The following is a 12,815-nucleotide window of genomic DNA, read 5'->3' as shown; positions in this document are numbered from 1 at the left end:
GGCGCAACGGGTTTCAGGCGTCTTCGGGACGGAAGCCGGGGTCCGGCGGCAGATCCCGCCGCCCGGCATAGGCACGGGCCAAAACGTCGCAACGCTCGTTTTCCGCATGGCCCGCATGGCCGCGCAGCCAATGCAGACGCACCGTATGCCGCCCCAGCTCGGGCAGCAGTTTTTGCCAGAGGTCCACGTTTTTGACCGGCTTTTTGTCCGCCTTGACCCAGTTTTTCTTCTGCCAGGACCTGAGCCAGCCTTTTTCCACCGCATTGCGGACGTATTGCGAATCCGTATACAGCTCCACCGCGCAGGGTTCCCTGAGCGCGGCCAGGGCTTCCAGGACGCCGGTGATCTCCATGCGGTTGTTGGTGGTCAGGCGGAAGCCGCCCGCCAGTTCCTTGCGGTGATCCGTGCCCTCCAGACAGAGCACGGCGGCCCATCCGCCGGGGCCGGGATTGCCCAGGCAGGAGCCGTCGGTATGGATAACGACCTGCTTCATCGACTGTTTGTATCCTTACTGTTGCGTTGGGGTGGGAGTTGCCACGGCGGCAGCATACACGTCTCGCGACGGGCGGGCAAATGCGGCGGAGGGGAGCAGCCAGGTTCATCTACGGGTCTGTTGACCATCCGGTACGCACTTCGTATTCTACGGCAAAGGAGATCGCCATGCAGCTGACTCTGGAAGAAATCGTCATGATTGCCGTGGAAAATCAGCACATCATCCTTGAGCAGGAATTGAAAAAGGGCGTGCCGCTGAACTATCTTGACGACAATGGGCAGTATGTCCTGCGTTATCCTGACGGACATATGGAGGCAGCAGATCTGCCGGAAATCCGGCAGGCAGGATGACGTATGCCCCGGCTGCTGTGCATCTGCGGCCCCAACGGGGCCGGCAAGAGTACGTTTTCCTGAGCCATTGCCATGCGGGAAAACCTGCTGTTCATTGATCCGGATAAACTTGCGGCGGAAGGGCTTTCACCCATTGCCGCAGGCAAAGCCGCCGCGCGCATGAGCCGCCTCTTTCTTCAGGAAGGCGTCTCCTTTGCTCGTGAATCCACACTGACATCACATTTTGATTTCGTCCTGATGAGAGAAGCCAAGCGGCTTGGTTATGAAGTGGAGCTTGTCTATATCCGTCTGGCTTCCTCCGCTCTGGCTTTGGAGCGGGTCGCCGCGCGCGTGGGCCGTGGTGGACACGGCGTTCCGTCTCAGGATTGTGGTACGACGTTTTTCGCGAAGTCTCGAAAAACTGTCCAAGGCTGTGAGACTGGCCGATAAGGTCACAATTCTAGATAATTCCTCCGGCAACTATATCAAATTCGCATAGCTTGCACGCGTCCGCGAAGAACCCGATTTCCCTTGGGGAGCCGGGTCAACAAACCGGCCCGGCCCGTCCATGCCGCCAAGGAGAGATCATGCCCGTTTTTGCCGCCAACCTGACCATGATGTTCACGGAGCTTCCCTTCCCCGACCGCTTCAGCGCGGCGGCGGATCAGGGCTTTCAGTGGGTGGAGTTTCTTTTCCCCTATGATTTCGCACCCGAGGCCCTGGCCCGCGCTCTGGAGCGCAACGGCCTGCGGCAGGCCCTTTTCAATCTGCCGCCCGGCGACTGGTCCGCCGGGGAGCGCGGCCTGGCCTGCCTGCCGGGCAGGGAAAAAGAATTCGACGCCGGACTGGAAAAAGCCGTGCTGTATGCCGAAGCCCTGAACTGTCCCCGCCTGCACGTCATGGCCGGCAATCGCCCTCCGACGGTTCCGGACGACGTTTCGGAACAAATCTATCTGAACAATATCCGGCGGGCGGCGCAACGCCTGGCCGACGAAAGTCTGGAGCTCTGCCTGGAGCCCATCAACCATTACAGCATGCCGGGCTATTTCCTGCGCACCCAGGAACAAGCCGCCGCCTGCATCGAAACGCTGGGCCTGCCCAACGTGCGTTTGCAATTTGACTTTTTTCACTGCCAGATGGAACAGGGCAACGTCTCCGGGCGACTGCGGCGTTTTTTCCCGCTTGTGGGGCACTGCCAGCTGGCGGGCGTGCCTGAACGGCACGAGCCGGATCAGGGCGAGCTCAACTATCCCTATCTGTTCGCCCTGCTGGACGAGCTGGGCTATCAGGGCGTGGTGGGTTGCGAGTATATTCCGGCGGACGACACCGCAAAGGGCCTGTCCTGGGCCCGCGCCCACGGCCTGACGCCCCGGCGCTGAGACATTTTTTCAGACACAAGGAGCATTCTATGCCGCAACGGACATACGTGGTCATCGGTCTGGGGGCCATCGGCCTGGGCATGGCGCAATCCCTGCTGCGCGCGGGCCTGAACGTCATCGGCTGCAATCGCGGCCCCGGCCCTCTGAATGTCTTCGCCGGGAACGGCGGCCGGACCACCCATGACCCGGCAGAGGCCGCCAAGGCGGCGGACGTGCTTTTTCTGGCAGTGGTCAACGCCGCGCAGGCGGAAGACGTGCTCTTCGGCCGGGGGCAGGCAGCGCGGGCTCTGAAGCCGGGCAGCCTGGTCATTGACTGCGTTACGGTCAAGCCCGCCTTTGCGCGGGAGATGGAACGGCGTCTGGCCGAGATCGGCCTCCTCTATCTGGATGCGCCGGTTTCCGGCGGCCCGGCCCAGTCCGCCGCCGGGCAACTGAGCATCATGGCCTCGGGCCTGCCCGAGGCCTTTGCCAGGGCCGAAACCGGGCTCAAGGTCGTGGCCTCCGTGGTGCACCGCCTGGGCAACGAGGCAGGCAAGGGCTCGGCCATGAAGGTGGTCAATCAGCTGCTGGCAGGAACGCATATCGCCGTGGCCGCCGAAGCCATGGCCCTGGGCCTGCGCATGGGTCTGGCGGCCGAGGACGTCTATGCGGTCATCACCAGCGCCGCCGCCAATTCCTGGATGTTTGAAACCCGTATGAAGCATGTGCTCAGCGGCGATTATACGCCCTTGAGCGCTGTGGACATCTTTGTCAAGGATCTGGGCATCGTCAGCGAGACCACGCGGGAGCAGGCCATGCCCGCGCCCCTGGCCGCCGCCGCGCTGCAACAGTTTGTGGCGGCCCAGGCGCGCGGTCTTGGCCGGGAAGCCGACGCGGCGGTGATCAAGACCTTTCCCGGGATTGAGCTGCCCTCAAAAGAATAAGGGGCGTCGGCCTCCCGCCCTGCAACAGCCGTCAGCCGTCAATCTGGCTTTGCGTGAAGGGATCGGCGCGGTGCCCTTCCAGGGGGATGGCGGCCAGCGCAACGTCGAACTCCCGCAGCTCCGCCGGGGAAAGGCGCAGCGCGGCCGCCCCGATGTTTTCCCGGAGATGCGCCTGATTCGTGGTGCCGGGAATGGGCGCGACCCAAGGGTATTGCGCCAGAATCCAGGCCAGCGCGAATTGCGCGGGCCTGGCGTTTTTGCGTTGCGCCCAGTCGCGCAACAGCGCTACCAGCGGCATGTTCTTTTTCAGGGCTTCGGGCGTGAAGCGCGGCAACGTGGCTCTGCGGTCGGCCTGTGCAAAACGGCTGTTTTCGTTGAGGACTCCGGTCAGAAAGCCGCGCCCCACCGGACAGTAGGGCACAAAACCGATACCGAGCTCGCGCAGAGTCGCAAAAATTTTTGTTTCCGGCTCGCGCCACCAGGCAGCGTATTCGCTCTGCACCGCCGCCACAGGCTGAACGGCATGCGCCCGGCGAATGGAGGCGGCCCCGGCCTCGGACAGCCCGAAATGCCTGACCTTGCCCTCCCGGATGAGCTCCCCCACAGTTCCGGCCACATCTTCCATGGGCACCTGGGGGTCCACCCGGTGCTGGTAGAGAAGATCGATATAGTCTGTGCGCAGCCGCCGCAGCGAACCCTCCACCGCGCGCCGGATATGGTCGGGACGGCTGTTCAGGGTTCTGGGCGCGCCCTCCTCCACGCCGAAGCCGAACTTGGTGGCAATGACCGCGCGATGACGAACGGGAGCGAGGGCCTCGCCCACCCATTCTTCACTGATATGCGGGCCATAGACCTCGGCCGTGTCGAAAAAGGTCACGCCCTCGTCAAAGGCCGTGCGGATCAGGGCAATCATGGCCTTCTTGTCATAAACGCCGCCGTAATAGCCCACCATGGGCAGGCAGCCCAAGCCGACGGCGGAGACTTCCAGCGGGCCCAGCCTGCGGCGCGGCATGGACACATTCCGTGCCACAGCCACGGCATCCCCCGCACGGCTTTCCCCCATGCCCGCCAGCAAGACGGCCATGCCGAAAGCGAGTCCTCCGGCCATGAATTGACGCCGTTCCCGCGATACAATTGTTCCGCTCATCTTCGCGTTCCTCCTTCCGGGTAATTTTACTTTTTCGCCGCTGCCGTCTGCCTGTCGCACAGCGCCACAGGCACGGCCTCCAGTAAAACACGTTCCTCAATCATATCCCTGGTCGTGTGAAAGTATTTCCGAAAATGCGGCGTTTGGCGGTGAGCCTCATAGGCCCGCTCATCCACGTACATCTCAAAAAAGGCCAGTCTGGTCGGGTCATTTTTGTCCGCCACGGCATAAATCGCCACAACGCCGGGCTCCAGGCGCAGGGAGGCGGCCATTTCCTCCCGGACCACAGCTGTGAACGCCTCCACTTGATCCGCTTTTATCCGCAGCTGCGCCATGCGGATGACCGCGGCATCGGCCGCAATGACAGGATGCGGCACACAGAGCGCCAACGTGGTCGCCAGGGCCGATGCGCAAAAGATGTTGCGAAATTTCATAAGCGTGAGTTCTCCGTTGTGTTCATGAATCGCAATGCGGATATGGGCCGTCTGCCCGCTCATCGCCCTGATTGGGCGGCTGCTGGGCATGATCCGGTTATAGTGGCGGCAGAAGCCCCGGAATAGAGCGGATTCCGGCAAAAAATTGCCTGATTGTGTCAAAAGGCTGTACAGCCAAAAAATTCCTTCTTATAAAAAAACGTCAGTCACAGCCGGCCTTCGCGACGGGAATGGGGTGTGGAAATGGAAGGAGACAAGCGAAAAGGCGGGGTCGTCCTGGAGGAACAGGAGCGTGAAAAGGCGGCGGCCATCAATGAGGAACTGAAACTGCTTCTGTTGCGGCATCTGGAGCAACCGGCAGTCCGGCCGACCGCCATTGCGGGCCTGACCCTGGTCCGCCGTGAAGCCGCCAACAGTTCGGAGCGCTGCTTTGAAAAACCCCTGGCGTCCATTCTCGTACAGGGCAGCAAGCATACGGTCATCGGCACGCGCGCCTTCAGCATTGCCGCAAAACAATGCCTGGTTGCCGCAGTGGACATGCCCAGCACATCATACGTGGTTGATCCGACGCCGGAAAAACCTTTTCTTTCTCTTTTCTTTTATCTGGACAGGCAGATGATTACCGATCTGGCTATGGAAATGGAGCAGGATTTACCGCCTTCCGGCGAAGACAGCCTGGGCGTGGCGGTTGCCGATGCGGAGCCGGACCTGCTGGAAGGCGCGTTACGCTTGGTAAAGCTTCTGGGCAAGCCGGAGCAGATCCCCATGCGCGCGCCCATGATCATGCGCGAGCTGCATTATCTGCTGCTTACCGGCCCGCAGGGCGGCATTTTGCGGCGGCTGCACACGCTCGGAACGCAGAACAACCGGATCGTGCGGGCCATTTCACTGCTGCGGCGCAATGTGAACGCGGCAGTGCGGATGGACGATCTGGCCCGGCAAGTGCATATGTCCGTCTCAAGCCTGCACCGGCATTTTAAGACGGTTACGGGGCTCAGCCCGCTGCAGTATCACAAGCAGTTGCGTCTGTACGAAGCGCGGCGCCTGATGCTGACGCAGCACGAGAACGCGAGCGGAGCGGCCCTGGCCGTGGGCTATGAAAGTCCCACCCAGTTCAACCGCGAATACAAACGCATGTTCGGCGAACCGCCGCATCGGGATATAAGCCGTCGCAGCCGCGCATCGTGATCGACGGCGGGCGCGGGCGGCGGCCCGTGAATGGCGAAACCCCGCCAGGGCTGTACCCTGGCGGGGTTTCCGCTCCACTGCGCGCCGTGTGGATTAAAAATTCCCGGGCTTGCAGACTATCTCGTTGATCTTCGTATCCAGAATATTGTTGGCATGCGCCGGGTGCATGATGACCGCGGTGTCCGCCCCGCGGCCGCTGCCCGCCACCACCATGATCTCCTCGCCGTGGGGGATCAGGCCCGCGTCCAGGGCCATGACCGCGATCTCCACGCAGACCTTGACGCCCTGGCCGAGCATGCGCAGGGTGTCGGCCATCAACTCCACCGGGCCCACGCCGCCATGCTTCCTGCTGATGCCCCGCTCCGCGCCGCTGAGCACATGGGTTGCGGCAAGCACCCGGATGCCCGCGCGCTCAAGTTCTTGCCGGGCCGCGTCCGTGATTTTTGTTTTGCCCGGTTCCTTGAAGCCGTAGGCATTGGTCACGCACACGACCCGCGCGCCCTTCGCGCCGATGAACAGCCTGGCGGTGTCTCCGCTGCCGCTGGCCACGACGATATGCCTGATGTTTCGTTCCGCCGCCGTCTTCAGGGCCAGCTCCACGCATTGCTCGGTATTGCCCGCGCCTTTTTCGTCAAAATACATGGCAGTTCTCTCCTCACAGAAACGACCCGGCAAACGTGAGAAACACGCCTGCCGGGCCAGGGTCGGACTTCACTAGAGCTTTTTACACTTGAAATGCGGGCAGGCGGGAATCAATACCTGTACATCTCGGCCTTATACGGGCCTTCCACCTGCACGCCGATATAATCGGCCTGTTCCGGGGTGAGCCTGGTCAGCTTGGCGCCCAGGCGGCCCAAGTGCAGGCGGGCCACTTCCTCGTCCAGTTCCTTGGGCAGGGTGTAGACCTTCTTTTCCAGGTTTTCCTTGGCCAGCTTGATCTGGGCCAGGGTCTGGTTGGTGAAGCTGTTGGACATGACAAAGCTGGCGTGGCCCGTGGCGCAGCCCAGATTGACCAGGCGGCCTTCGGCCAGAATCAGAATGCTGCGGCCGGACTTGAGAGTCCACTTGTCCACCTGGGGCTTGATGTTCAGCCTGCTCACGCCGGGCGTGTTTTCCAGGTAGTTCATGTCGATTTCATTGTCGAAGTGGCCGATATTGCAGACAATGGCCTCGTCCTTCATGCCTTCCATGTGCGCGCCGGTGATCACGTGGTAATTGCCGGTGCAGGTCACGTAAATGTCGCCCAGGGGCAGGGCGTCTTCCACGGTGGTCACTTCATAGCCTTCCATGGCGGCCTGGAGCGCGCAGATGGGGTCGATCTCGGTCACCAGCACGCGCGCGCCGAAGCCGCGCATGGACTGGGCGCAGCCCTTGCCCACGTCGCCGTAACCGCAGATCACCACCACCTTGCCGGCCACCATGATGTCCGTGGCGCGCTTGATGCCGTCGGCCAAGGACTCGCGGCAGCCATAGAGGTTGTCGAACTTGGACTTGGTCACCGAATCGTTGACGTTGATGGCCGGGAAGAGCAGCTTGCCTTCCTTTTCCAGCTGATACAGGCGGTGCACGCCGGTGGTGGTTTCCTCAGAAACGCCCTTCATCCCGGCGGCAACCTTGTGCCAATGCCGCGGATCTTCCTTGAGGCGCAGGGCCAGGCGATCCAGCACGCATTGGAATTCCTTGTTGTCGGTCTTCTGCTCCAGAATGGAGGGATCGTTTTCGGCCTCCACGCCCTTGTGGATGAGCAGGGTGGCGTCGCCGCCGTCGTCCACGATGAGATCCGGGCCGGAGCCGTCGGGCCAGGTCAGGGCCATTTCCGTGCACCACCAGTAGTCCTCAAGGGTTTCGCCCTTCCAGGCGAAGACCTTGGCCAGGCCCTGCTCGACGACGGCCGCGGCCGCGTGGTCCTGGGTGGAGAAAATGTTGCAGGAGGCCCAGCGGATGTCCGCGCCCAAGGCGTGCAGGGTTTTGATCAGCATGGCCGTCTGGATGGTCATGTGCAGGGAGCCCATGACCTTGAGGCCTTGCAGGGGCTTCTGGGAACCGTATTTTCTGATGCATTCCATAAGGCCGGGCATTTCCCGCTCGGAAAGCTGCATTTCCTTCCCGCCGAAATCGGCCAGGCTGAGATCCGCCACTTTGTGGGGCAGCCTTAAATCCAGTGCTTTGGTCATCTTCGCTCTTCTCCTTGGAAGTTTTTGGCGTGTGCGGCGCATTTGAAAAATCGGGATGCTCTGGGAGCTGTTTCCAAATTAGAGGGTTTTGCCTTTCCAGCGAGGAAAACGAGCTTTTTACGGCGGGAGTATACTCTTATGGTATTCGACCAGAGTGAAAAGCGACGTTTGACGAAGCCGGAAGGCAAAAGAACCGATTTAGAAACAACTCCTAACGGGCTTCCGCGCCCGTCAGCAACAGCGCAAGCCCCCGTCCCACGGGTTGCCGCGCGCTGTCCAGAACGGCAAAACCGGCCTGCTCCAGGCCCGTCGCCAATTCGTTTTCCTCAAAGCCCAGCCAGCGGTCGCCGTAACGGCTGCGCATGGTTTCGTCGTTGTGGCGCAGAAAATCCGCCACGAACAGACGCCCGCCGGGGGCCATGATCCGGCGGATCTCGCGCAGGCCTTCCTCCGGCGCGGACAAATGGTGGAGCACAAGGTTGATGCAGGCGAAATCCGCCTCATGGTCGCGCAAGGGCAGATGGCTGAGCTCGCCGATGCGCAGGGAGACGCGGCCTTCGGCCAGGTCCTCCTGGCTGAAGCGGCGGCGGCAGAGTTCCAGCATGCGGGCCGAGCCGTCCACGCCGATGACCCCGCGCGCCAGGGGCAACAGGCGGCTGAGCACCGCGCCCGTGCCGCAGCCCAGATCCACAGCCGTGCCGCAACCTTGGGGCACGGCGGCGCAGACGGCTTCAGGAAGGTCGAATGCCCCGAGCACCTCGCGGTTGAGTTCATCCCAGTCTTCGGCAATGGCATTGAAAAACTGGCGGGTCTTGCGGGCTCGCTCTTCCAGAATCTGGGCCGCCATGGACAAATCCGCGCGCATGACGGCGTCGGCTGGCACAAAGGGCATGACCGCCCGCAGAAAATCGCGCTCCTCACCGGCGCGCGGCGCGGCATAAAACACCCACAGCCCGTCCCGGCGCGAAGTCAGCAGACCTGCCTCGGTCAGGATTTTCAGATGTCGGGAAACCCGCGACTGGCCCATACCCAGAATGCTCACCAGCTCGTTGACCGAGAGCTCGTAATGCAGCAAAATGTGCACAAGCCGCAGCCGGGTTTCATCGGAGAGGGCCTTGAAATGCAGCAATGCCATGGAACGCCTTTTTCCCTGTGTAAATCAAGTTAGGTTGATGTAAATATCAGTATATCCGGATATAGTCAAGCAGACCGCCTTGTGGCGGCAGGGTAATCGCAGCATGGAGCGAGAAACGCAGAATCAGCGCCAGCGGAACTGGACGCGGCACAAGCCTCGCCCACGGCGCAAAAACAGCGGCCCGGCGCAAGCCGGGGACGTGCTGTCCGCCCTGCTGGCCTCGCTGGGCGGCGGTCCGGAACGCGCCCGCCTGAGTCTGCTCTGGCAGAACTGGGAACCGATCATGGGGCCGGAACTGGCCCCTCTGGCACTACCCTTGGGCCACCATAAGGATATTCTGCTGATCGGCGCGGAAGACGCCATGCTTATGCAGGAGCTGCACCTGATGAGCGGGGAAATCCTGGAACGGGTCAACGCCTTTATGGAAAGCCCTTTTTTCAAGAGCATAAAAGTCTCTCTGGTGCTGAACAAAACCGTGCTGCGCACAGCCGAATCCCGGCCCGCGCCGGAAGCCCGAATCAGACCCGACGCTCCCCCGCCCCGACCCAGCGGCTCTTTTCTGACGAAGATGGACCCGGCCTCGCCGGTTGCCCGCTGCTATGCGCGCTTCGCCGGAAAACGGGCCGCCCGGAGCGCCGCGCGAAAAAACGCAACGGACTGAACGCGGCTTCATTCCTTACTTTTCTGACAGTTAAAGCAGGGCTTCAAAGGTACTACTTTAAAACCGCAATGCGAAGTCCGTCGCCGGACAGGGCAACGGCAACCCGCCGTAAGGGACATCCGGCGGCTATGACGGCGAAATGCGGCCAGTGGCGCGCCTGCGGCCGGATCCCCGTCTCGTGATGCGGATGGAGCGCGCCGATGCGCAATCCAGGCTTCTTCACAATTTTTTTTGGTGAACCGCAAGACTATTTCTAGACATAAATTTCATATTTTATCTTTGATGGCAGCATGTTATAAAAATACGACGGCGAGGGGCATGCGATTTTGCTGTTTGGTTGCTGCGATCATTGACAAGGCTTTGCCTGCGATGCTAGCTTGCCTCCAGATAACACCCGCCAGCGTCCGGTCTCCGTCCGGCAAGAGCACGCGGAGGAAGGAGAGAACGTGCAGAAAAATATGGAAGAAATCTGTCTGAAACATGACAACGGCAGCGATCTTCAGTTCCGCGGCCGCCTTTTTTCGGAGTGCTCCTGGTACGACGAGGAGCACGGCATGCTCACCCGCCAGAAGCTCTATGTGACGGACAACAACGAACAGGTCTATTATATCGTGCGCTCCAGCGGCCAGGAACGCAGCCGCCATGCCTATCGCCTGTCGGTGCGCGGCGACAATTGCATTATTGACAACGGCGTGACCGAAATGGCCCTCCAATTCGATATGCTCATGCTGGCCGTGCGCGGGCTCTGCGGCCTGGAAGCCGGCGCCACCCCCACCCTGTCCATGGTGGAGGAAATGCTCAAGGCCGCCAATGCCTAGTACCGCCTCCGTATTCTGATTTTCCGCCGCTCCCCTTGGGAGCGGCTTTTTTATGCGCATCCGGCCATGCCCTGTTGCCCCGTCCTTTCCCTCTCCTTCCCCCCAAGCCCCTCTCCCCGCCTCCCAACTGGCCGTTTCGTCCGCTTAGAGTATTTTGCGCTTGAAATTATCGCTTAACGGCGAAACAAATTCGCCTTGCGATAATTTCGCGGTGCGGATTTTCACGGAAAATCCGCACCGAGCGTTGAGATACTTTCAATATCAAAATGCTCTGAAGCGCCTGCCCCGGCAGGTGGCGCGGCGGCATTTAGGTTGCAAATATAATAGACCAACTCTAGTATTATGCCCATGAAAGAACTTCTGACCTTTATGAACTGCCCCTGTGCCGGAAGCAACCTGCCCCGCCTTGTTCACCCCGTTCTGCTTGGCTTGCTGGCTGATGGCCCGCTGCACGGTTACCTGCTGCTCCAGCGGCTGGAGGCCATGCCCCAGTTTCAGGGCAACGCGCCCGACCCTGCCGGGGTCTACCGCCTGCTGAAACAAATGGAACACGACAGCTTGCTGCACGGCACGCAGGAGCCGGGACGCACGGCAAGCCGACGGCTCTTTTCTCTGACCGAGCGGGGGCGGGCCTGCCTGCTGCGCTGGATGGACACCTTGGAACAGCATCAGGCGAGCATAAGCCGCATCCTGGATTTTTTGCGCGGCGCGTCCCGTTACAGACCAGGTCACTCTTGAAAAGTTGCGCGTTTTCAAAGGTTCATTCAGCACAACAAAAAGGAAGGCACATGGATACCGACACAATTTTGCGAAACTTCGGCCGCCGGGTCGTCTGTACGCAACAGGTATGCACACGCTTTGCGCCCCGCCTGGGAATCAGCCGGGCGCAGGCTTTGGGCATGGGGGCCGCTTTCGGCAGCGGCATGGGCCATGCGGAAACCTGCGGCTGTGTTACCGGGGCCCTGCTGGTGCTGGGCCTGCAATTCGGCCCGCAAAATGAGGAAACAGCCGCCACGGCGGCGGAACGGCTGCAGGAACAGGTGGCTGTTTTTGAAGAGCGCTTTCTGGCAAAGCAGCACAGCCTGATCTGCAAGGAAATCCTGGGCGCGGACATCTCCCGCCCGGAGGGCATGGCCGTTGTAATGCAAAAGGGCCTGTTCGCCGCGGTCTGCGCTCCCATGGTGGCCGCGACCTGTGAAATTCTGGGAGAGATGCTCGCCACGGAAACAACGCAGCCCTGAGACCACAAGGAGGCTTGGCCCATGTTGCCGGACAGACGCGCTTTACTGGGAGGATTGGGTGGACTGGCCATCGGCGGCGCCGTGGCCGGATTGACGGGAAGCCTGGCCCGGGCCGGAACAGGCTCCGGCGCTGCCGAAACGCAGCGCTTTACGCGCTTTTCACAACAGGGCGGCGACTTCAGCTGGACGCCGCGCAAACTGGACCCCGACGAGTGCGCGCCCGTGGCCTACGACGGCTTCTGGCATAACCTGAATGCCTGCGGCTACGGCGCTTTTTACAGTATTGTGGGCATGATGGCCGAAAAATACGGCGCGCCGTACGATCAATTTCCTTTTTCCATGCTGGCCGTCAACGAGGGCGGGATCATCGGTTGGGGCACCATTTGCGGCGCGCTCTACGGCGCGGCCGCGGCCTTTGCCCTGTTCTGGAACCGGGAAGAATGCTCCCCCATGGTCAACGAGCTCTTCCTCTGGTATGAAAGCGCGCAACTGCCCGTCTATGATCCGGGTTCCGCCGCCAGGGCCTTTGTGGGGCCGCTTCCGGCCAACGCGCCCGGTTCCGTGCTCTGCCATGTTTCCGTCTCCAAATGGTGCCACGACTTCAACAAGAAGGCCGACAGCAATGAGCTGGGCGAGCGCTGCGCCCGCCTGACCGTGGACGTGTCCCGCAAGGCCATTGAAATCCTGAACGCCAAAATAGCGCAGGGCAAAGCATATAAAGGCGCTTTTTCGGTTCAGGCCGCCGTTGTCCAGTGCGCTGTCTGCCATGCCGCGGGCAAGGAGTCAGACATCCAGAAAAGCAAGATGGACTGTACCCCGTGCCACAGCGGCAACCCGCATCTGGGGGATAAATTCAAGAAGCATCCCTGACCCCCCAAGGGCGGACAAAAAAA

At 61.4% G+C, this 12,815-nt stretch carries 16 protein-coding genes; 10 read left to right on the top strand and 6 right to left on the bottom strand.

Going from position 1 to position 12,815, the window contains the following annotated elements; all coding sequences use genetic code 11:
* Positions 1-13: 13 nt before the first annotated feature.
* Positions 14-493 (bottom strand): ribonuclease HI, encoded by a 480-nt coding sequence (rnhA, locus tag HMPREF1022_RS12435; RefSeq protein ID WP_008683006.1) that lies wholly within the window; start codon positions 491-493, stop codon positions 14-16.
* Positions 494-660: 167 nt separating this feature from the next.
* Between rnhA and HMPREF1022_RS12430 the strand changes: the two genes are divergently transcribed.
* The 4 genes from HMPREF1022_RS12430 (at position 661) to ltnD (ending at position 3,124) form a co-directional block, all read left to right on the top strand.
* A complete protein-coding gene (locus HMPREF1022_RS12430; RefSeq protein ID WP_009303380.1) occupies positions 661-843 on the top strand; it encodes a hypothetical protein in 183 nt (60 codons plus the stop codon).
* Between the two features lie 72 nt (positions 844-915).
* Positions 916-1,272: a hypothetical protein gene (locus HMPREF1022_RS17535; protein ID WP_009303379.1), complete on the top strand. Its 357-nt coding sequence runs from the start codon at positions 916-918 to the stop codon at positions 1,270-1,272.
* Positions 1,273-1,409: 137 nt separating this feature from the next.
* Positions 1,410-2,201: a 2-oxo-tetronate isomerase gene (gene otnI / locus HMPREF1022_RS12425; protein ID WP_008683001.1), complete on the top strand. Its 792-nt coding sequence runs from the start codon at positions 1,410-1,412 to the stop codon at positions 2,199-2,201.
* 29 nt (positions 2,202-2,230) lie between these two features.
* Positions 2,231-3,124, top strand: coding sequence for an L-threonate dehydrogenase (ltnD, locus tag HMPREF1022_RS12420; RefSeq protein ID WP_009303378.1), 894 nt, complete (start codon positions 2,231-2,233; stop codon positions 3,122-3,124).
* A 31-nt stretch (positions 3,125-3,155) separates the two neighbouring features.
* On the opposite strand, the gene HMPREF1022_RS12415 is transcribed toward ltnD, so the two are convergent.
* Both HMPREF1022_RS12415 and HMPREF1022_RS12410 read right to left on the bottom strand, forming a co-directional pair.
* A complete protein-coding gene (locus HMPREF1022_RS12415; protein ID WP_009303377.1) occupies positions 3,156-4,271 on the bottom strand; it encodes an aldo/keto reductase in 1,116 nt (371 codons plus the stop codon).
* A gap of 26 nt (positions 4,272-4,297) precedes the next feature.
* Entirely contained in the window at positions 4,298-4,705 is a 408-nt protein-coding gene (locus HMPREF1022_RS12410) for a putative quinol monooxygenase (protein ID WP_232221605.1), read from the bottom strand.
* A gap of 243 nt (positions 4,706-4,948) precedes the next feature.
* Between HMPREF1022_RS12410 and HMPREF1022_RS12405 the strand changes: the two genes are divergently transcribed.
* Positions 4,949-5,893 (top strand): AraC family transcriptional regulator, encoded by a 945-nt coding sequence (locus tag HMPREF1022_RS12405; RefSeq protein ID WP_009303375.1) that lies wholly within the window; start codon positions 4,949-4,951, stop codon positions 5,891-5,893.
* 93 nt (positions 5,894-5,986) lie between these two features.
* Here the strand turns inward: HMPREF1022_RS12405 and HMPREF1022_RS12400 are convergent, their stop codons facing one another.
* The 3 genes from HMPREF1022_RS12400 to HMPREF1022_RS12390 form a co-directional block, all read right to left on the bottom strand.
* Complete coding sequence (locus HMPREF1022_RS12400) at positions 5,987-6,535, bottom strand: pyruvate kinase alpha/beta domain-containing protein (protein ID WP_008682993.1); 549 nt, start codon at positions 6,533-6,535, stop codon at positions 5,987-5,989.
* 110 nt (positions 6,536-6,645) lie between these two features.
* Positions 6,646-8,067: an adenosylhomocysteinase gene (gene ahcY / locus HMPREF1022_RS12395; protein ID WP_008682990.1), complete on the bottom strand. Its 1,422-nt coding sequence runs from the start codon at positions 8,065-8,067 to the stop codon at positions 6,646-6,648.
* 211 nt (positions 8,068-8,278) lie between these two features.
* The gene (locus HMPREF1022_RS12390) at positions 8,279-9,202 is read right to left on the bottom strand and encodes an ArsR/SmtB family transcription factor (RefSeq protein WP_009303374.1); all 924 of its coding nucleotides are present in this window, start codon (positions 9,200-9,202) and stop codon (positions 8,279-8,281) included.
* A 103-nt stretch (positions 9,203-9,305) separates the two neighbouring features.
* On the opposite strand from HMPREF1022_RS12390, the gene HMPREF1022_RS12385 reads away from it, so the two are divergent.
* From HMPREF1022_RS12385 to HMPREF1022_RS12365, 5 genes are all read left to right on the top strand, one after another.
* Entirely contained in the window at positions 9,306-9,863 is a 558-nt protein-coding gene (locus tag HMPREF1022_RS12385; RefSeq protein ID WP_009303373.1) for a DUF721 domain-containing protein, read from the top strand.
* A 446-nt stretch (positions 9,864-10,309) separates the two neighbouring features.
* The gene (locus HMPREF1022_RS12380) at positions 10,310-10,681 is read left to right on the top strand and encodes a hypothetical protein (protein ID WP_008682987.1); all 372 of its coding nucleotides are present in this window, start codon (positions 10,310-10,312) and stop codon (positions 10,679-10,681) included.
* Positions 10,682-11,029: 348 nt separating this feature from the next.
* Positions 11,030-11,419, top strand: a complete 390-nt coding sequence (locus HMPREF1022_RS12375) for a PadR family transcriptional regulator (RefSeq protein WP_232221604.1) — start codon at positions 11,030-11,032, stop codon at positions 11,417-11,419.
* A 50-nt stretch (positions 11,420-11,469) separates the two neighbouring features.
* On the top strand, positions 11,470-11,922 hold the full coding sequence (locus tag HMPREF1022_RS12370) for a C-GCAxxG-C-C family protein (RefSeq protein ID WP_008682985.1): 453 nt from the start codon (positions 11,470-11,472) through the stop codon (positions 11,920-11,922).
* A gap of 21 nt (positions 11,923-11,943) precedes the next feature.
* Positions 11,944-12,792 carry a split-Soret cytochrome c gene (locus HMPREF1022_RS12365; RefSeq protein WP_009303371.1) on the top strand — a complete coding sequence of 283 codons (849 nt, stop codon included), beginning with the start codon at positions 11,944-11,946 and terminating at the stop codon, positions 12,790-12,792.
* The last annotated feature ends 23 nt before the right edge of the window (positions 12,793-12,815 follow it).

This window comes from Desulfovibrio sp. 6_1_46AFAA (assembly GCF_000224635.1).
Classification (GTDB): domain Bacteria; phylum Desulfobacterota; class Desulfovibrionia; order Desulfovibrionales; family Desulfovibrionaceae; genus Desulfovibrio; species Desulfovibrio fairfieldensis.
The sequence above is the reverse complement of the archived record's forward strand: the minus strand, read 5'-3'. Positions and strand labels throughout refer to the sequence as shown.

Bases quoted from the DNA above. Each gene is read 5' to 3' on its own strand.
- rnhA (WP_008683006.1), bottom strand. From the start codon at position 493: ATGAAGCAGGTCGTTATCCATACCGACGGCTCCTGCCTGGGCAATCCC.
- HMPREF1022_RS12430 (WP_009303380.1), top strand. From the start codon at position 661: ATGCAGCTGACTCTGGAAGAAATCGTCATGATTGCCGTGGAAAATCAG.
- HMPREF1022_RS17535 (WP_009303379.1), top strand. From the start codon at position 916: ATGCGGGAAAACCTGCTGTTCATTGATCCGGATAAACTTGCGGCGGAA.
- otnI (WP_008683001.1), top strand. From the start codon at position 1,410: ATGCCCGTTTTTGCCGCCAACCTGACCATGATGTTCACGGAGCTTCCC.
- ltnD (WP_009303378.1), top strand. From the start codon at position 2,231: ATGCCGCAACGGACATACGTGGTCATCGGTCTGGGGGCCATCGGCCTG.
- HMPREF1022_RS12415 (WP_009303377.1), bottom strand. From the start codon at position 4,271: ATGAGCGGAACAATTGTATCGCGGGAACGGCGTCAATTCATGGCCGGA.
- HMPREF1022_RS12410 (WP_232221605.1), bottom strand. From the start codon at position 4,705: ATGAAATTTCGCAACATCTTTTGCGCATCGGCCCTGGCGACCACGTTG.
- HMPREF1022_RS12405 (WP_009303375.1), top strand. From the start codon at position 4,949: ATGGAAGGAGACAAGCGAAAAGGCGGGGTCGTCCTGGAGGAACAGGAG.
- HMPREF1022_RS12400 (WP_008682993.1), bottom strand. From the start codon at position 6,535: ATGTATTTTGACGAAAAAGGCGCGGGCAATACCGAGCAATGCGTGGAG.
- ahcY (WP_008682990.1), bottom strand. From the start codon at position 8,067: ATGACCAAAGCACTGGATTTAAGGCTGCCCCACAAAGTGGCGGATCTC.
- HMPREF1022_RS12390 (WP_009303374.1), bottom strand. From the start codon at position 9,202: ATGGCATTGCTGCATTTCAAGGCCCTCTCCGATGAAACCCGGCTGCGG.
- HMPREF1022_RS12385 (WP_009303373.1), top strand. From the start codon at position 9,306: ATGGAGCGAGAAACGCAGAATCAGCGCCAGCGGAACTGGACGCGGCAC.
- HMPREF1022_RS12375 (WP_232221604.1), top strand. From the start codon at position 11,030: ATGAAAGAACTTCTGACCTTTATGAACTGCCCCTGTGCCGGAAGCAAC.
- HMPREF1022_RS12370 (WP_008682985.1), top strand. From the start codon at position 11,470: ATGGATACCGACACAATTTTGCGAAACTTCGGCCGCCGGGTCGTCTGT.
- HMPREF1022_RS12365 (WP_009303371.1), top strand. From the start codon at position 11,944: ATGTTGCCGGACAGACGCGCTTTACTGGGAGGATTGGGTGGACTGGCC.